This window comes from Streptomyces sp. NPDC045968, assembly GCF_056430475.1.
Map to the genome: position 1 here is coordinate 234,906 of NZ_JBWKLF010000006.1, position 16,861 is coordinate 251,766.

Genomic DNA, 16,861 nt, shown 5'->3' on the forward strand with positions numbered 1-16,861 from the left:
ACGCACTGATGGAGCAGGTGGTGTTCACGGCGCGCGGCGCCGCGTCGACGGGCGGCAGCGGTCTCACCGGGCCCGCCGACTTCCCGGAGCCGGAGCCCCCGCGCCCGCCTCGCGGCGTCCGCGCGCGGCTGCGCCGGGCGGGCCGTTCGGCGGCCGACACGGTGGTGGGGCTCGGTCAGGTGATCGCCCTCGTGTGGCGGGCGTCTCCGTCGCTGACCACGGCACTCGGGGTGGCGACCGTGCTGATCGGGCTGGTGCCCGCCGCTGTGGCGATGACGGGCCGGCTGCTGGTGAACACGGTGGTCGAGGGCGCCGCCATCCACTCCGGTGACCGGCCCGACCGGATCGGCCTCGACCTTCCGCTGCCGGGAGTGACCCTGCATCTTCCGGTGCTCAGCACGGTGGGGGCGCTGGCCGTGCTGGCGGGGCTCCAGTTCGCGATCTACGCCCTCAGCGCGCTGGCCACGGCCGTGCGGAGCATCGCCCAGCAGCTCCTCCAGGAGAAGGCCTCCCAGAGCGTGCAGCTCCAGGTCATGGAGCACGCGGGACGGCTGCCGCTGGCGTTCTTCGAGGACTCCCGCTCGTACGACCTGCTGCGCCAGGCCCAGCAGGAGGCGTCGACCCGCCCGGTCACCATGATCGGCGGGGCCTTCCATCTGCTCCAGATGGGGGTGACGTTCGTGAGCATGGTCGGTCTGCTCTTCGGCCTCGGGCCCGTCGTGGCGCTGGCCGCGCTGCTCGCCCCTGTGCCCGCGTTCGTCTCCGATTCCCGGTACAGCATGCGCAGTTTCATGGTGACGCTCTGGTCCTCGCCGATCCGTCGCCGCATGGAGTACCTGTCGCGGCTGCTGTCCACCGACGCGTACGCCAAGGAGGTCAAGGTCTACGGCCTCGGCCCCTTCCTCACGGAACGCTTCCGGCTGCTGGGCGCGACCGCGTACCGGGGGCTGCGCCGGGTCGTCGTCGCCCGCTATCTCATGGGTAACGCGTGGTCGACGCTGACCACTTTGGTCGGCTCGCTGACCTTCCTGTACGTCGCGGTGCAGGCGGCCCACGGGCGGCTCAGCCTCGGCGATCTGATCCTCTACACCTCGGCGGCGACCTCGGTGCAGGCGTCCATCCAGGGGATATTCAGCGGGGTCAGCAACATGTACGAGAACAATCTCTATCTGCGCAAGCTGTACGAACTGCTCGCCGTCCCCGTGCACGCCCCGGCGGCCGAGGGGGCGGCGAAGCGGCCGGTGGCCCCGATGCCCTCGCCCCTGCTCGGCCATGTGGTGCTGGAGAACGTGACGTTCAGCTATCCGGGGGCCGCCCGTCCGGCGCTGTCCGGGGTCAGTCTGGACATCCCGCCCGGCACCACCCTCGCCGTCGTCGGCCGCAACGGCGCCGGGAAGTCGACGCTGATCAAGCTGCTGTGCCGGCTGTACGAGCCGGACGAGGGGCGCATCCTGCTCGACGGCACCGACATCAGGGAGCTGGACCCGGACGAGCTGAGGCGCAATGTCGCCGCCATGTTCCAGGACTTCGTCTCCTACCAGGCGAGTTTCGCGGAGAACATCGGGCTGGGCGACATGAACCGGGTCGAGGACCGGGACCGTATCGCGGAGGCGGCCCGGCGCGGCGGGGCGGCGCCGCTCGCCGCGCGGCTGCCCCAGGGGTACGACACGGCCCTCGGCAAGTGGTTCGACACCGGGGTGGAGCTGTCCGGCGGGGAGTGGCAGAAGGTCGCTCTGGCGCGGGCGTTCATGCGCGATGCCCCGCTGCTCGTCCTGGACGAGCCGACGTCCGCGCTCGACGCCGAGGCCGAGCACGAACTCTTCGCCCGGCTGCGGGAGCTGGCCCATGGGCGCACCACGGTGTACATCTCGCACCGCTTCTCCACCGTGCGGCACGCCGATCTGATCCTGCTGATCGAGGACGGCCGCCCGGCCGAGCAGGGAACGCACGAGGAGCTGATGCGGCTGGGCGGCTCGTACGCCCGGCTCTTCGCGCTCCAGGCGTCGGCGTACACCTCGCAGGGCGGTCCGGCCGCCGGGGGGAACGGGGCGGGGGGAGCCGGTGGCACGTCCGGGGCCACCGGAGCCGCTGCCGCCGCCAAGGCCGCCGCCATCGAGGCCGCGCTCGCCGCCAAGGGGCCGGGGAACGGCATCCGGACGCCGGGGCCGGGCCGGTAAGTGGCCCGGGCGTGTACGCCCGGCCCGCCCGCCCGCGCTCACGCCGGCACCGGCTGGGCGGCGGCCCGGGCGGCGGTCCTCGTGGCCAGGCGGACCCGGACCTCCAGTCCGCCGCCGGGCAGCGGGTCCAGTTCCACCGTCCCGCCGTGTGCCTGCGCGATCGAGCGGACGATGGACAGGCCGAGGCCGACGCCTGAGCCCGCACGGCTGAGACGCCGGAACGGTTCGAGCAGTCCCGGGACCTCCGCCGGCGGGACGGGGGCGCCGGAATTGCGGACGACGAGGCCGTCCCGCGCCGAGGTGGTGAGCGAGATCGAGCCGTCCGGCACGTTGTGACGGACCGCGTTCTGAACGAGGTTGGAGACGAGCTGGTGCAGCAGCACCGGATCGCCGACGACCGGCATGGGCCGCAGGTCGAGTTCCACCCGCAGCCCGGCGTCGGCGGCGGCCTGGCGCCACTGGCCGAAGGCCTCCGACGCCACCCGCGCCACGTCGGCCGGCTCGTGCCGGTCCAGGCCCCGGTCACTGGTGGCCAGGGTCAGCAGGCCCTCGATGAGGCGTTCGCTGCGGCGGTTGGTCTCCAGCAGCTCCTCCTGGATACGGGGCAGGTCGTCCGGGCCCGCCCGGCCCAGCCGGATCTGGATAGCGGCCCGCTGCACCGCGAGCGGGGTGCGCAGTTCGTGCGAGGCGTTGGCGACGAAGCGGCGCTGGGCCTCGAACGCCGCGTGCAGCCGGTCCATCAGGGCGTCGAAGGTGTCGGCGAGGTCCTTGAGCTCGTCGTCGGGCCCCGCCAGCGAGATCCGTTCGTGCAGGTTGGCTGCGGACACCCGCTGCGCGGCGGCGGTGATCGTGTGGAGGGGGCGCAGCACCCGGCCCGCGATCCACCAGCCGAGGGCCACGGAGACGAGCAGCATGACGACGAGGGCGATCAGCGACATCAGCAGCAGTTGTTCCAGCGCGCTGTCGCGCAGCCGGGAGGCGACGGCGGCGAGCTGACTGGGGGTGAGCTTGGTGACGGCGCCGGAGGGCAGTTCGCTCTTCGGGACGACCAGCACGGTCGTCGCACCGATCCGCTGCCGGAACAGGACGTACGTGAGTCCGAGCAGCAGCAGCCCGGTGACGGAGAACAATCCGCTGTAGAGCGCGGTCAGTTGGAGCCGTACCGAGCGCCGGCGACGGCGCGGGGGTGGGGTGGGTTCCGGCATCGCGGGCTCCTTCAGATCCGGTAGCCGCTGCCGGGCACGGTCTCGATCACCGGGGGCTCGCCCAGTTTCGCGCGGAGTTTGCTCATCGTGATCCGTACGGCGCTGGTGAACGGGTCGGCGTTCTCGTCCCAGGCCCGTTCCAGCAGTTCTTCGGCGCTGACCACCGTGCCGTCGGCCGCCATGAGCACTTCGAGGACGGCGAACTCCTTGGGCGAGAGGCGCAGATAGCGGCCGTCGCGGAATGCCTGCCGTCGCGGCATGTCCAGGGTGACTCCGGCCCGTTCCAGGACGGGCGGCACCGCACGGGTCGCGCGGCGGGCCAGCGCCTGGACCCGGGCCACCAGTTCCGGATACTCGAACGGCTTGGCGAGGTAGTCGTCGGCGCCGAGGGCGAGGCCCCCCACCAGGTCGCCGGTCTGCCCGGCCGCGGTGAGCATCAGGATGCGCGTACGGGCGGGCGAGGCGACGACCTCGCGGCAGACGTCGTCGCCGTGCGTACCGGGCAGGTCCCGGTCGAGTACGAGGACGTCGTAGTCGTTGACGAAGAGCCGCTCAAGGGCCGCGTCGCCGTCCAGGGCGACATCGACAGCCATCCCGTACTGCCGCAGACCCTCCGCGACGAGTTCGGCGAGCATCGCCTCGTCCTCCGCCACCAGTACCCGCATCCGCCGTCCCCTGTCTGCCGTGTCACCGGACATCCGTGATACCCGCCCCGGTGTTTCGCCACCGTATGCACGGTCGGAGACGGTGGCGCAACCACGCCCTCGGTACATCTGTGGACGCACCGGCGGCCGCCGGTGCCGTGCGGAGGCCCGCAGGGGCGAGGAAGGGACGGAGCACAGTGGCAGTCACCATGCAGGGAACGGCATCGGGGCGGGCGGTCCGGCGCGGGCGGGGAGGGCTCCGGGCCCTGGCGCTGGCGTCGGTACTGGCGCTGGCGTCGGCCGCGTGCGGCGATGACTCCGGCTCGCCCGATGTGGCGAGCGCGGGGAACGACCGGGAGAAGACGTCGTCGGCGTCCGCGGCTCCCACCGGCAGCAGGCAGGACCAGCTCGTTGCGTTCGCCCGGTGCATGCGCGAGAACGGGGTGGAGATCCCCGATCCGGCCCCGGGCGAGGAGAACGTGCAGCTTCCTGCGGGCACCAAGGGCGACAGCAGGACGCAGGCCGCGCTCGCCGAGTGTCAGCGACTGCTCGGCGGCGGGGCGAAGGACGGCACCGACAGCACGGCACAGGACCGGGCCGTCGAGCTGGCGGAGTGCCTGCGCAGCAAGGGGCTGGAGGTCGCGGACCCCGAGCCGGGCAAACCGCTCCAGCTGAGCGGGGCCGCGGGCAGCCCCGAGGCGCGCGAGGCGATCACCGCCTGCCGGTCGGCCGTCGGAGCGGGCGCGGGCACCGCCTCGCCCTCGGCCGGGGGGTGAGGCATGAGCAACGAGACGGAACAGCGTCCGGGCGCGGGGGTGTTCGCGGCCGGTGCGCCGGGCGCTGACGGCGACTCCTGGTCGGCGCCGGCGGCGGGTGCCCACGGCGCCGAGGGCACCGACGACGAGCGGCCCCCGCGCCGGCGCCGTCGCTCCCTCGTCCTCCTCGCGGCCGCGCTCGTCGTCCTGACGGTGGGCGGCGGGGTCGTCGGCGTCCTGATCAGGGACGACGGCGCCGAGGCGGGCCCCGGTACCCCCCGGACCGCGACGGCCACCGTGACCAGGACCGACCTGGTGCAGACGCAGCGCGTGGACGGCACCCTCGGCTACGACGGCCGGTACACCGTCGCGGGCACCGGCCGCTCCATGGTCACCTGGCTGCCCGACGTGGGCGACACGCTGGAACGCGGCGACCGCGCGTATGCCGTGGACGGGGTCTCCGTACCGCTCTTCTACGGCGCGACTCCGCTGTTCCGTGAGCTGTCGGCCGGCGTCGACGACGGCCCCGACGTACGCGTGCTCAAGCGCAACCTCAAGAAGCTCGGCCACGGCGACGAGCTCGCCGACGACTCCCACTACTCACCGGGCACCGCCGACGCCGTACGGCACTGGCAGGAGGCGCTCGGCCGTGAGGAGACCGGCACGGTCTCGCCCGGCGACGCGCTCGTCGAACCGGGCCCCGTGCGGGTGACGGAGACCCTCGGCATCATCGGCGCCCCCGTGGAAGGCCCCCTGCTCACGCTCTCCGGCACGGAACGGATCGTCACCGTCGACATGCCGGTCGCCCAGCAGCAGCTGGCGCGGAAGGGTGCCACCGTCCGCATCCAGCTGCCGGGCGGGGCGATGACCGACGGCGAGGTCACCCGGGTCGGCACCGTCGCCCGCGCCCCGCAGAGCGGCGCCCGCGGCGAGAACGCCGACGCCGGTGACAGCGCCACGCGGGACGCCACGGTCGCGGTACGGGTCACCCTGTCCCGCCCGGAGGACGTCGGGGCGCTGGACGGTGCCCCGGTCTCCGTCGACTTCACCAGCGACCGCCGCGACGACGTGCTGGCCGTACCGGTCCCGGCCCTGCTGGCCCTCGCCGAGGGCGGGTACGCGGTCGAGACACCGCAGGGCCGGCTGGTGCCCGTACGGCTGGGGGCGTTCGCCCAGGGCAAGGTGGAGGTGTCCGGCAAGGGGCTCACCGAGGGCATGCGGGTGGAGGTGCCGCGCACATGAGCGAACCCGGCGCGGCGCCGTCGCCGCACGGCGCTCCGCGGCACCTCGGCGGTACCGGGGAAGCCGTCCTGGGCGGTCCGCCCGACGGTGTCCCGGTGATCCGGCTGGAGGGGGTCTCGAAGTCCTATCCGGGCGGGGTGCAGGCGTTGCGCGAGGCGAGCCTCGACGTATGGTCCGGTGAACTCCTGGCGGTGGTCGGGCGTTCCGGTTCGGGGAAGTCGACCATGCTCCATCTGATGGGCACACTGGACCGGCCGTCCGGCGGCCGGGTGCTGCTGCGCGGCCACGACGTCGCCGAACTGAGCGACCGGAAGCTGTCGGCCGTCCGTGCGCGCTGGATCGGTTTCGTGTTCCAGCAGTTCTTCCTCTCCCCCGGCCGGTCCGCCGTCGACAACGTCGCCGAAGGGCTGCTCTACCACGGCATCACGGCCCGCCGTCGGCGTACGCTCGCGATCGCGGCCCTGCGCCGGGTGGGGCTCGGCCACCGGCTCTGGCACCAGCCGCACGAGATGTCGGGGGGCGAACGGCAGCGGACCGCCATCGCGCGGGCCGTGGCGATCCGTCCCTCGGTGATCCTGGCCGACGAGCCGACCGGGAATCTGGACTCGGCGGCGGGCGCGGGCGTGCTGGCGCTGCTGCGGGATCTGAACGACCAGGGCACGACCATCGTCGTGATCACGCACGACTCCGCTCTCGCGGCCCAACTGCCGCGCAGGGTCGAGCTGCTGGACGGACGGATTCGCGAGGACTCGGGCGTGGCATCCCCGGTGCGGGAGGTGGCGCGGTGAACCGCTCCGAACTCCCCTCACCTGTACGGCTGTTGCCGGCCGACATTCTGCGCGTCGGCCTGGTCGGCATCCGCAGTCGGCCGACCCGCGCGGTACTGTCCGCGCTGGGGATCGCCATCGGGATCGCGGCGATGGTCGCGGTGCTCGGGATCAGCAATGCGGGGCAGGCCGATCTGATGAACCGGATCAGCCGTCTCGGCACCAACCTGCTGACCGTGTCGCCTGGCCGTGACCTGTTCGGGCAGGACGCCGAACTCCCGTTGAACGCGGTGGAGATGGTCGAGCGGATCGGGCCGGTGGAGTCCGTCACGGCGACCGGACAGCTGTCCGGGGTCACCGTGCGACGCACCGACCGCATCGATCCGCTGGCCGGTGGCGGCATAGGGGTGGCCGCGGCCCGCGAGGACCTGCTCGCGACCGTCGGCGGCACGGTCCGGGAGGGTGGATTCCTCAACGGGGCGACCGGGCGCTATCCGGCGGTCGTGCTCGGGTCGGTGGCCGCCGAACGTCTCGGCATCGACCGGACAGGGCGCCAGGTGTACATCGGGGAACGCTGGTTCACCGTCACCGGGCTGCTCGAACCGGTCGCCCTGGCGCCGGAGATCGACCGTTCCGCGCTCGTCGGCTGGGAGGCGGCCCGTACCCTGTTCGGCTTCGACGGCCATCCGACCACGCTCTACGAACGCTCGGCCGACGAGTCCGTCGAGGACGTCCGTGCGGTCCTCGCCGCCACGGCCAACCCGCAGAGCCCGCAGGACGTACGGGTGAGCCGTCCGTCCGACGCCCTGGAAGCGCAACTGGCCGCCAAGTCGGCGTTCACCTCGCTGTTCCTGGGGCTGGGCGCGGTCGCCCTGCTCGTCGGCGGGGTCGGGGTGGCGAACACCATGGTGATCTCGGTCCTGGAACGCCGGCCGGAGATCGGTCTGCGGCGCTCGCTGGGAGCCGCGCGCGGCCAGATCCGGGTGCAGTTCCTCGCGGAGTCGGTGGCCCTGTCGGGTTCGGGCGGGGCGGTGGGGGTGCTGCTGGGAGCGCTGATCACCGCGGGCTGGTCGGTGGCGCAGGGCTGGCCCGTCGTCATGCCGACCGGTGTCCTGCTGGCCGGCGTCGGAGCGGCCGCGCTGATCGGCACGGTGGCGGGCCTGTATCCGGCCTCGCGCGCGGCCCGCCTCACGCCGACGGAGGCGCTGAGCTCGGTCTGACACCGGGGCTCGGTCTGACTCCGGGGCTCGATCTGACACCGAGGCCACCGCCCGGTCAGCGTTCCTCGGTCAGCTGCTCGTCGAGTTCGTCGAAGAGCAGCTGACCGTGGTCGATCTGGCCTGTGCGGTAGGCCGAGCGGGCGACCAGATGGGCGGCGACCGGGCCGGTCATCATCTGGAAGAAGACGACCAGACCGAGGGTGGCGAGGTCCATGCCGCTGCGCATCCGCAGTCCGACCCCGATCAGCACGAACAGGATGCCGAGGGTCTGCGGCTTCGTCGCGGCATGGCTGCGCGACAGGACATCGGGCAGCCGCAGCATGCCGATGACTCCGAGCAGGGAGGTCGCCGCCCCCACGAGGACGAGGACGGCTCCGGCCGTGTCGGCGATCTGGGACCAGGGGTTCACTCGGCTCCCTCCTTCGGGCCGGGGGGAGCGGCCGGCGGCGGGGTCCCCCGGGACTTCGGCCGGTCGCGTACGGCGATGAAGCGGGCGATGCCCACCGAGCCGGTGAATCCGAGGAACGCCAGCACCATCATGATCGGGAAGTAGTAGGGGTCCCTGGAGAAGGCGGACTTGGCGCCGAGGCCCGCGATGATCAGGGCCGCGCAGACATCCAGCGCGATGGCCCGGTCGAGCATGGAGGGGCCGCGCCGGATACGGATCAGGAGCAGGGCCCCGGCGACGACGATCATCACCACGGCGGCGGTCAGCAGCACCCGGTCCACGACCTCGGGAGCACTCATGCCGTCCCCCTCCCCGGCCCGGACCAGGGCAGGTCGGGGGGTGGTGCGCCGACCCGGGCGATCTCGTCGCGGGTGCCGAAGGCCCGTACGGTCAGCTCCTCCATGCGCCATACGGACTGCCGGGCCGCGTCCAGTGCGGCGGGCCGGTCCGCGTCGAGCACGTGCAGGAAGACCGTGGCCGTCGCGCGGCGCACCTCGACGATGGAGCCGCCCGGCACGTTGGACACGGCGACCGCGGTCGCTGCCATCATCAGATCGCTGCGGCAGCGCAGCGGGACGCCGATGACGGCGGCCTGGTGGGACGCTCCGTCGAAGATCTGGCGGGTGACCCGTACACCCGAGGTGTACATGTCGTAGAGCAGATACGCGGCGAGGCACAGGATGCCCCAGGGGTGCAGCCGCAGCCCGAGGTCGACCCTCGGCAGCGGGAAGGCCAGGCACACGGCCACCGATACGACGAACCCGGTGATGACGTTGGCCCAGGAGAGCGTGGACCACAGCAGCACCCAGATGAGGGTGAGCCAGGCGATCAGCGGCAGGTCGAGCACGCGTCGCCGCTCACCGAACTCGCAGCTGAAGGGCGGAAGTTCCTTGTTGCGGAACGACAGGGTGAGTACCCGCTTCACCGGCCGAGCACCTCCTCGACATAGGGGGACCGTGCGATGAGTTCGGCCGCCGCGCGGTCGGTGTACGAGGTCAGCGGTCCGGCGAGCACGGTGAACGCCAGCCCGAGGGCGACGGCCCCGGCGGTCGCCGCCGTCATGGTGCGCGGCAGCCGGGTCGTGGTCGTGACCGCGTGCCCGTGCAGGGTGGCCGCCACGACCCGGCCCGCCGGGTGGTACTCCCGCACGCCTTCGTCGCCGGTGCCCGGCATCCGGTCGGGGCCCGTGTCGGTGTCGTCGTCGGACGCGTCGTCGGTCTCCAGGACCGTGCCGTCCGCCGCCTGGCCCGGTGGGGCGGCCCGCCAGAACGCCAGGTTCCAGACCTTGGCCATCACATAGAGCGTCAGCAGACTGGTGACCGCCGAACCGGCCACCAGAATCCAGGCGAGGACGCCGCCGTCGGCGACACCGGCCCGCATCAGACCCAGCTTCCCGATGAAGCCGGACAGCGGCGGGATGCCGGCCAGATTCATCGCGGGTACGAAGAAGAGGACGGCGATCACCGGGGCGACCTTGGCGAGGCCGCCGATCCGGGTGAGTTCGGTGGTGCCGGTGCGCCGTTCGATGAGCCCGGCGACGAGGAAGAGCGTCGTCTGCACGGTGATGTGGTGGACGACGTAGACGATCGCACCGCCGAGCGCCTCGCGGGTGGCGAGGCCGATACCGAAGACCATGTAACCGATGTGGCTGATGAGGGTGAAGGAGAACACGCGCTTCAGGTCGGTCTGGGCGACGGCGCCCAGGATGCCGATGACCATGGAGGCGAGTGCGGCGACCATCAGCAGACCGCCGAGGCGGTTGCCGGGGAAGAGCAGGGTCTCCGTACGCAGCATGCAGTAGACGCCGACCTTGGTGAGGAGTCCGGCGAAGACGGCGGTGACGGGGGCCGGCGCGGTGGGGTAGGAGTCGGGCAGCCAGGCGGCGAGCGGGAAGACGGCGGCCTTGACGGCGAAGACGGTGAGCAGCGTGGCGTGGATCAGTGTCTGCACGCCGAGGGGCAGTTCGCCCAGCCGCAGGGCCAGCTGGGCGAAGTTGGCGGTGCCCGTGGCGGCGTACGTCGTGGCGATGGCGATCAGGAACACCATCGACGAGAACAGCGAGATGATCACGTAGGTGGAGCCCGCGCGGATGCGGGGCCCGGTGCCGCCCAGGGTGAGCAGGACGAAGCTGGCCACGAGCATGATCTCGAAGCCGACGTAGAGGTTGACGAGGTCCCCGGCGAGGAAGGTGCAGGAGACCCCGGCGACGAGGATGAGGTAGGCGGGGTGGAAGACGGCCACCGGGGTCTCCCCGTCCCGGTCGGCCATGCCCTGGCCGAGGGAGTAGACCAGCACGCAGAGCGTGACGGCCGAGGAGACGGTGAGCATCAGCCCGGACAGCCGGTCGGCGACCAGGGTGATGCCGAGCGGCGGGGCGAAGTCGCCGAGGTGGACGGAGAGCGGGCCGCCGCGGTCCGCGGCGATCATCAGGGCGACCGAGAGAGCGAGCACCGCGCTGAGCACGGTGACGCTGATGAAGCGCTGGAAGCGTTTGAGGCGGGTGCCGAAGGCGAGGCTGAGGCCGGTGGCGCAGAGCGGCAGCAGCACCGGCAGCGGGACGAGCGAGTTCATCCGGTGGCTCCTCGGTGGGGTTCTTCGGGTGCGTCGCCCCGCTGCCCGGCCGCGTAGTCCTCCGGGTCCGCGCCCAGCACGTCGTGCCAGAGGTTGCCCGAGGCGTCGCGGCCGCGGGCCTGCAGGGCACGGTCGGCGCGCAGCTTCTCGCGCAGCCGCCCGTGCTCCTCCCGGTAGCGGGCGCGTTCCTCCCGGGTGGGCTTCGCCCCGTTCCGGAACTCCGCGCGCAGCTCGGCCCGCTGCCCCATCACCTCGGTACGCAGGGCGATGCGCCGGTCCTCCAGGTCGTCGTGGACCTCGTCGGTGCCGGTCAGTTGGTGGCTGCGGTAGGCCATGGCGAGGAGGAAGGCGGTGGTGGCGAGGGTGATGACGATGGCGGTGACCGCGATGGCCTGGGGCAGCGGGTCGGTGATCCGGTGCAGGGGCACGCCGTAGAGCAGCGGCTCCCGTCCTGCCGATCCGCCGGCGGTCAGGACCAGCAGGTTGATGCCGTTGCCGGCGATCACGGCGCCCAGCAGGATGCGGGTGAGGGGCCGGGTGAGCATCAGGATGCCGCCGACCGCGCAGAGCACCACGGCCGGGGCGAGGAGCGAGACGCTGACGATCACCGGCCGGCACCTCCCGCCGGGCTCTCGGCCGCGGTCAGCGCACCCGCGGCCCGTTCGATCTGCCGGTCGATCTTGGCGCCGAGCGCGCGCACGATGTCCAGGACCACTCCGAGGACGAGCAGGTAGACGCCGAAGTCGAAGAGGACGGTCGAGCCGATGTGGTAGTCGCCGAACACGGGCAGATGCCCCTTGTGCGTCCAGGCGAGCAGGACCGTGCCCTTGACGAGTCCGAGCAGCGCGACCCCGGTGGAGACGAACAGTCCGAGGCCGGTGAAGAGACCGGGCTGGAGCGGTGCCGCCTCGGCCAGTTCGAAACGGCCGCCCGCCAGATAGCGGGTGATGAGGGCGACCCCGGCGACGAGTCCGGCGACGAATCCGCCGCCCGGCATGTTCTCGGCACAGAACAGCAGGTACACGGAGAGAATCAGGATGGGGTGGAAGAGCAGCCGCGCCATCACTTCGAGGACGACGGAGCGGTGTTCCGGCGCGAGCGTCGCTCCGGCGGCCAGCCAGTCACGTTCGGGCGCCGCCTCGTCGCCCTGTGGCAGTCCGGTCAGCCGGGGCGCGGAGAGCGACCAGGCGGTGGGCCCCTCCAGGTCTCCCCGCGCCATCGATCCCTCGCTGCGGCGGTGCCGGTAGATCAGGCTGGTCACCCCGATCGCCGCCGCGGCGAGCACGGCGGACTCCCCCATCGTGTCCCAGGACCGCAGGTCGACCAGGATGGTGGCCACGACGTCCTTGAGCCCGTGGTGGGCGGTCTCCTCGACCATGGCGGCGCCCGCGGGCGCCGCGGTGCGGGCGGCCGCCGCGACCCACACGACCACACCGACCGTCGCCGCCGCGGCCAGCGCGAGCGGGACGCGCACGGCACGGCGCCAGGTGCTGACCGACTCCTCGAAGCGCACCGGCATCCTGCGCAGCACGAGCACGAACACGACCATCGACACGGTCTCGACGCAGAACTGGGTGAGCGCCAGATCGGGCGCTCCCTGGACGACGAACAGCAACGCGGCCCCGTAGCCGGTCAGTCCCGCCAGGACCACGGCCTTCATCCGGCGGCTCACCGTCAGACAGAAGAGCGCGGCCGCGCAGGTCAGCACCGCCACGGCGCCCTGGAGCGGAACGTCCCACAGCCGCGGCGCCGCCGCCCCGCGCCAGGGCCGGTCGGTGACGAGTACGGCCAGTTGTCCGGTCAGCACCACCGCCAGGGTGGTGGCCAGATAGACGGAGAGCGAGCCGCGCTGGACGAAGCCGGTGATCTGGAGGGCGAAGCGTTCCAGACCGAGGAGGAGGTGGCCGAAGACGCTGTCCGCGGTCGGCCAGGCGATGCGCCGGGAGAGCCGGGTGACGGTGGAGCGCCCCGCGAAGAGCAGGGCGCCGCCCGCCCAGGCGAGCGCCGACAGGAGCAGAGCCGTGCCGAAGCCGTGCCAGAGGGAGAGGTGGTACGGGTGCTCCGGGGCGGGGAACTCGTCCGCGTACGCGGCGAACAGCCGGTCCGTCAGACCGACGCCGGGCCCCAGCACGAGCCCGCAGACCGCGAGGAGGGCGGGCGGAGCGAGGAAGGCGACGCCGACCCGGTGCACGGGGGTGTCGGCGACGCCCGGCTTACGGGCGAAGGCACCCCAGACGAACCGGGCGGTGTACGCGGTGGTCAGCGCGGAGCCCACGACCGTGGCGGCCAGCGTCCACCGGTCCGCCGCGCCGCCGTGCAGCAGCGCTTCGAAGGCGGCCTCCTTCGCGGCGAAGCCCAGGAACGGGGGAATCGCGGCCATGGAGGCGGCGGCGAGCACGGCGACCGCGCACACCTGGGGCAGTGCCCGGCCGACGCCGGAGAGTCTTCGCAGATCGCGGGTGCCCGTGGCGTGGTCGACGATGCCGGTCACGAGGAACAGCGGGGCCTTGAACAGTGCGTGGGCCAGGATCATGACGGCGGCGGCGAGCGCCGCGTCGCGGTTGCCCGCTCCGGCGAGGACGGTGAGGAAGCCGAGCTGGCTGACGGTTCCGTACGCGAGGACGAGCTTCAGATCGTGGAGGCGCAGCGCGCGCCAGCCGCCGAGCAGCATGGTCGCGGCCCCGAGCACGAGGACGACGGGCCGCCAGACCGGGACGTCGGCGAAGGCGGGTGCGAGGCGCGCCACCAGGTAGACCCCGGCCTTGACCATCGCGGCGGCGTGCAGATAGGCGCTGACCGGGGTGGGCGCGGCCATCGCGTTGGGCAGCCACAGGGAGAACGGCCAGATCGCGGACTTCGACAGTGCGCCGCACAGCACCAGGGCCACGGCGACCGAGACGGCGAGCGTCGGCTCGGGGGGATCGGCCACGATCGCGGAGATCCGGTAGGTTCCGGCCGCCTGTCCGATGATCAGGAAGCCGACGAGCATCGCGAGGCCGCCGAGCGTGGTCACGGTCAGGGCCTGGAGCGCGGAGCGGCGGTTGTGCTTGTGCTCGCTGCCGTATCCGATCAGCAGGAAGGAGAAGACCGTGGTCAGTTCCCAGAACACATAGAGCGAGATCAGGTCGTCGGCGAGGACGAGGGCGAGCATCGCGCCCGCGAAGGCCAGCAGGTTCCCGGCGAATCCGGCCAGGCCCGGGGCGTCGTCGGCGAAGTACGAGGCGCAGTAGAGCAGCACCAGCGTGCCGATACCGGCCGCGAGCAGCACCATCAGTTCGGCGAGCGCGTCCAGACGCAGGTCCACCGAGACGTCGTACGCCGGGATCCACTGCCACGACCAGGTGACCGCTTCCCCGGCCGCGGCGCCCTCCCACCGGACGGCCGCCCAGACCGTTGCGGCGGCCGGGGGCAGGGCGAGCACGAGGAAGGCCCGCCTGCCGAGCCGGCGCACCAGCGGGCCCGCGCAGGCCGCCAGCACGAAGTGACAGACGATGAGCGCGGTCATGAAGCGGGGTCCTGAGCAGCTTCCGGGACTGAGGGCACTGATTACAGATATATCGCCCGGCTCTGTTCACCCGTACGCCGCGCCGCGCCCGGTGCGGTTCGCGTCCGCTTCCGGCTCGCCCGGCCTCTCCGGCTCCGGCTCCGGCTCCGGTTCCGGTTCCGGTTCCGGTCAGATGTGCCGGGCGCACGCCCCGCTGTGGTCGCAGTACGGCGTGTTCCCGGTCTCCCCGCAGCCGCAGAGCATCACCCGGGTCTCCTGGCGGGGACCTTGCGGCGTGGCCACTTCGAGGTCGCCGCGCAGGTGGAGTACGCCGTCGGAGTGCAGGGACACCGTCGTGGGCACATCGGGGACCTCGTCCGCGAGCCCGTCGGTACGGCGGTACTGGAGGGCGCCGCTGGGGCAGCGGTGGATGACCTCGGCGACCTCGTCGGCGGAAGCGTTCCGGGGCATGATCCACGGCTTGCGCCCCACCGCGAACACGGTGGGCAGACCCCGTACGCATGCGGCCGCGTGCAGGCAGCGGTGCACGTCGTAGCCGACGGTGATGCCCTCACCGTCGTACGACCTGACCGCAGGGGGCGGGGGCGGTTCACTGGTCACCGCGGATCTCCTGGATCGGCTCGGTCTCCGTGCTGCGCACGTCCGTACGGACCTCTCCAGCGTCTCCCCGGAATCCGTACGCCGCGACTCAAGCCGCACGGGCCGGACGCCGTTGCCGGTTCAGTCCAGTGCGGCCACTCCGTCCAGTTCGACCAGAGCCTGTTCGTCCCAGAGGCGGACGGCGCCGATCACCGCCATGGCCGGGTAGTCGCGGCCTGCCAGTCGCCGCCAGATGCGGCCCAACTCGGGTGCACAGGCACGGTAGTCGGCGACATCCGTGGCGTACACGGTGACCCTCGCCAGGCCGGCCGGGGTGCCGCCCGCCGCGCGCAGCGCGGTGAGCAGATTGGCGAGGGCCTTCTCGAACTGCTCGGGCAGCGTGGCGCCGACGACCTTCCCGGACTCGTCGAGGGCGGTCTGCCCGGCGAGGAAGACCAGTCGGCCGCCGGTGACGGTGACGGCGTGCGAGAAGCCGGTGGGCGGGGAGAGTTCGGCGGGGTTGATCCGGTTGACCGGGTTCATGCGGGCGGCTCCTGGGTCGCGTACAGCTGCTTGGCGATGATCGCGCGCTGCACCTCGCTGGCGCCCTCGTAGATGCGCGGCGCGCGGACCTCCCGGTAGAGGTGTTCGAGCAGATGGCCCCTGCGCAGGGCGCGGGCGCCGTGCAGCTGGACGGCCGTGTCGACGACGTACTGCGCGGTCTCGGTGGCGTACAGCTTGGCCATGGCGGCGCGTCCGGGGACGCCGCTCTCGCCCGCGTCGTACGCGGCGGCCGCCGCGTACACCAGGAGCCGGGCGGCCTCGGTGCGGGTCGCCATCTCCGCGACCTGGTGCGACACGGCCTGGAGGTCCTTCAGCGGTCCGCCGAACGCGGTGCGCTCCGCGGTGTGTACGACGGTGGCGTCGAGTGCGGCGCGGGCCATGCCGACCGCGAAGGCGCCGACGCTCGGCCGGAAGAGGTTGAGGGTGTTCATGGCGACCCGGAACCCCCCGTCGGGCTCCCCCAGGACGTCGTCGGCGGTGACGGGCACGGCGTCGAAGTCCAGCGCCCCGATGGGGTGCGGGGACAGCATGTCGAGGGCGGTTCCGGTGAGCCCCGGGCGGTCGGCGGGGACCAGGAACGCGGTGATGCCCCGGGCGCCCGCCCCCTCCGTCGTACGGGCGAACACGGTGTAGAAGTCGGCCTCGGGCGCGTTGGAGATCCAGCACTTCTCCCCGGTCAGCCGCCAGCCGTCCGGGCTGCGCCGGGCGCTGAGGGAGAGGGCGGCGGCGTCGGAGCCCGCGCCCGGCTCGCTCAGCGCGAAGGCGGCCACCGCGCGGCCCGCCCGCACCCCGGGGAGCCAGCGCTCGCGTTGGGCGGGGGTGCCGGCCTGGACGACCGGGTACGCGCCGAGGCCCTGGAGCGCGAGGGCGGTCTCGGCCTCCGTGCACGCGCGGGCGAGGGATTCGCGCAGCAGGCAGAGGTCGAGCGCGCCGGAGCCGAAGAGCCGGCCGAGGAGCCCCAGCTCGCCGAGTGCGGCCAGCAGCGGGCGGTTCACCCTGCCTGGTTCGCCCTTCTCGGCGAGGGGCCGCAGCTCGCGCACGGCCACCTCGTACAGCTCCGCGCACCAGGCGGTCCGGGCCGGGTCGAGCGAGAATGCCGTCATGGCGGCGCCTCTCTTGTCACGTCTTATCGCGCACCGTTGACTACCGTCACTCAAACGATACGCTCCAAGGGCGACAAGGGG

16 protein-coding genes are annotated in these 16,861 nt (G+C 72.7%); 5 read left to right on the top strand and 11 right to left on the bottom strand.

Annotated features, from left to right (window positions below):
• Nucleotides 1-8 precede the first annotated feature (8 nt).
• Complete coding sequence (locus tag AC07FA_RS19345; protein ID WP_479076903.1) at nt 9-2,177, top strand: ABC transporter ATP-binding protein; 2,169 nt, start codon at nt 9-11, stop codon at nt 2,175-2,177.
• Nucleotides 2,178-2,215: 38 nt separating this feature from the next.
• Here AC07FA_RS19345 and AC07FA_RS19350 read toward each other — a convergent pair whose 3' ends face one another.
• Both AC07FA_RS19350 and AC07FA_RS19355 read right to left on the bottom strand, forming a co-directional pair.
• Nucleotides 2,216-3,382: a sensor histidine kinase gene (locus tag AC07FA_RS19350; RefSeq protein WP_479076904.1), complete on the bottom strand. Its 1,167-nt coding sequence runs from the start codon at nt 3,380-3,382 to the stop codon at nt 2,216-2,218.
• A gap of 11 nt (nt 3,383-3,393) precedes the next feature.
• On the bottom strand, nt 3,394-4,047 hold the full coding sequence (locus AC07FA_RS19355) for a response regulator transcription factor (protein WP_479076905.1): 654 nt from the start codon (nt 4,045-4,047) through the stop codon (nt 3,394-3,396).
• 188 nt (nt 4,048-4,235) lie between these two features.
• Between AC07FA_RS19355 and AC07FA_RS19360 the strand changes: the two genes are divergently transcribed.
• From AC07FA_RS19360 to AC07FA_RS19375, 4 genes are read left to right on the top strand one after another with little or no spacing between them, the layout of a single operon-like run.
• Entirely contained in the window at nt 4,236-4,802 is a 567-nt protein-coding gene (locus tag AC07FA_RS19360; protein WP_479076906.1) for a hypothetical protein, read from the top strand.
• A 3-nt stretch (nt 4,803-4,805) separates the two neighbouring features.
• Entirely contained in the window at nt 4,806-6,023 is a 1,218-nt protein-coding gene (locus AC07FA_RS19365; RefSeq protein WP_479076907.1) for a peptidoglycan-binding protein, read from the top strand.
• On the top strand, nt 6,020-6,811 hold the full coding sequence (locus AC07FA_RS19370; protein ID WP_479076908.1) for an ABC transporter ATP-binding protein: 792 nt from the start codon (nt 6,020-6,022) through the stop codon (nt 6,809-6,811). Before AC07FA_RS19365 ends, AC07FA_RS19370 begins: the two co-directional genes overlap by 4 nt.
• Nucleotides 6,808-8,010 carry an ABC transporter permease gene (locus AC07FA_RS19375; RefSeq protein ID WP_479076909.1) on the top strand — a complete coding sequence of 401 codons (1,203 nt, stop codon included), beginning with the start codon at nt 6,808-6,810 and terminating at the stop codon, nt 8,008-8,010. The genes AC07FA_RS19370 and AC07FA_RS19375 overlap by 4 nt, the downstream gene beginning before the upstream one ends.
• A gap of 55 nt (nt 8,011-8,065) precedes the next feature.
• Here the strand turns inward: AC07FA_RS19375 and mnhG are convergent, their stop codons facing one another.
• From mnhG to AC07FA_RS19420, 9 genes are all read right to left on the bottom strand, one after another.
• The gene (gene mnhG / locus AC07FA_RS19380; protein WP_479076911.1) at nt 8,066-8,419 is read right to left on the bottom strand and encodes a monovalent cation/H(+) antiporter subunit G; all 354 of its coding nucleotides are present in this window, start codon (nt 8,417-8,419) and stop codon (nt 8,066-8,068) included.
• A complete protein-coding gene (locus AC07FA_RS19385; RefSeq protein ID WP_479076912.1) occupies nt 8,416-8,757 on the bottom strand; it encodes an MrpF/PhaF family protein in 342 nt (113 codons plus the stop codon). Before AC07FA_RS19385 ends, mnhG begins: the two co-directional genes overlap by 4 nt.
• Nucleotides 8,754-9,383: a Na+/H+ antiporter subunit E gene (locus AC07FA_RS19390; protein WP_479076914.1), complete on the bottom strand. Its 630-nt coding sequence runs from the start codon at nt 9,381-9,383 to the stop codon at nt 8,754-8,756. The genes AC07FA_RS19385 and AC07FA_RS19390 overlap by 4 nt, the downstream gene beginning before the upstream one ends.
• Nucleotides 9,380-11,029 (bottom strand): Na+/H+ antiporter subunit D, encoded by a 1,650-nt coding sequence (locus tag AC07FA_RS19395; protein ID WP_479076915.1) that lies wholly within the window; start codon nt 11,027-11,029, stop codon nt 9,380-9,382. The genes AC07FA_RS19390 and AC07FA_RS19395 overlap by 4 nt, the downstream gene beginning before the upstream one ends.
• Nucleotides 11,026-11,637, bottom strand: coding sequence for a Na(+)/H(+) antiporter subunit C (locus AC07FA_RS19400; protein ID WP_479076916.1), 612 nt, complete (start codon nt 11,635-11,637; stop codon nt 11,026-11,028). Before AC07FA_RS19400 ends, AC07FA_RS19395 begins: the two co-directional genes overlap by 4 nt.
• Nucleotides 11,634-14,534: a Na+/H+ antiporter subunit A gene (locus AC07FA_RS19405; protein ID WP_479076917.1), complete on the bottom strand. Its 2,901-nt coding sequence runs from the start codon at nt 14,532-14,534 to the stop codon at nt 11,634-11,636. The genes AC07FA_RS19400 and AC07FA_RS19405 overlap by 4 nt, the downstream gene beginning before the upstream one ends.
• Before the next feature lie 168 nt (nt 14,535-14,702).
• Nucleotides 14,703-15,134, bottom strand: coding sequence for a (4Fe-4S)-binding protein (locus AC07FA_RS19410; protein WP_479076919.1), 432 nt, complete (start codon nt 15,132-15,134; stop codon nt 14,703-14,705).
• 120 nt (nt 15,135-15,254) lie between these two features.
• Entirely contained in the window at nt 15,255-15,656 is a 402-nt protein-coding gene (locus tag AC07FA_RS19415; RefSeq protein WP_479076921.1) for a RidA family protein, read from the bottom strand.
• Complete coding sequence (locus AC07FA_RS19420; protein ID WP_479076922.1) at nt 15,653-16,780, bottom strand: acyl-CoA dehydrogenase family protein; 1,128 nt, start codon at nt 16,778-16,780, stop codon at nt 15,653-15,655. The genes AC07FA_RS19415 and AC07FA_RS19420 overlap by 4 nt, the downstream gene beginning before the upstream one ends.
• Nucleotides 16,781-16,861 lie beyond the last annotated feature (81 nt).

What these genes read in the sequence shown, in the direction of transcription:
- AC07FA_RS19345 (WP_479076903.1), top strand. Translation starts at nt 9, where the DNA reads ATGGAGCAGGTGGTGTTCACGGCGCGCGGCGCCGCGTCGACGGGCGGC.
- AC07FA_RS19350 (WP_479076904.1), bottom strand. Translation starts at nt 3,382, where the DNA reads ATGCCGGAACCCACCCCACCCCCGCGCCGTCGCCGGCGCTCGGTACGG.
- AC07FA_RS19355 (WP_479076905.1), bottom strand. Translation starts at nt 4,047, where the DNA reads ATGCGGGTACTGGTGGCGGAGGACGAGGCGATGCTCGCCGAACTCGTC.
- AC07FA_RS19360 (WP_479076906.1), top strand. Translation starts at nt 4,236, where the DNA reads ATGCAGGGAACGGCATCGGGGCGGGCGGTCCGGCGCGGGCGGGGAGGG.
- AC07FA_RS19365 (WP_479076907.1), top strand. Translation starts at nt 4,806, where the DNA reads ATGAGCAACGAGACGGAACAGCGTCCGGGCGCGGGGGTGTTCGCGGCC.
- AC07FA_RS19370 (WP_479076908.1), top strand. Translation starts at nt 6,020, where the DNA reads ATGAGCGAACCCGGCGCGGCGCCGTCGCCGCACGGCGCTCCGCGGCAC.
- AC07FA_RS19385 (WP_479076912.1), bottom strand. Translation starts at nt 8,757, where the DNA reads ATGAGTGCTCCCGAGGTCGTGGACCGGGTGCTGCTGACCGCCGCCGTG.
- AC07FA_RS19395 (WP_479076915.1), bottom strand. Translation starts at nt 11,029, where the DNA reads ATGAACTCGCTCGTCCCGCTGCCGGTGCTGCTGCCGCTCTGCGCCACC.
- AC07FA_RS19405 (WP_479076917.1), bottom strand. Translation starts at nt 14,534, where the DNA reads ATGACCGCGCTCATCGTCTGTCACTTCGTGCTGGCGGCCTGCGCGGGC.
- AC07FA_RS19415 (WP_479076921.1), bottom strand. Translation starts at nt 15,656, where the DNA reads ATGAACCCGGTCAACCGGATCAACCCCGCCGAACTCTCCCCGCCCACC.
- AC07FA_RS19420 (WP_479076922.1), bottom strand. Translation starts at nt 16,780, where the DNA reads ATGACGGCATTCTCGCTCGACCCGGCCCGGACCGCCTGGTGCGCGGAG.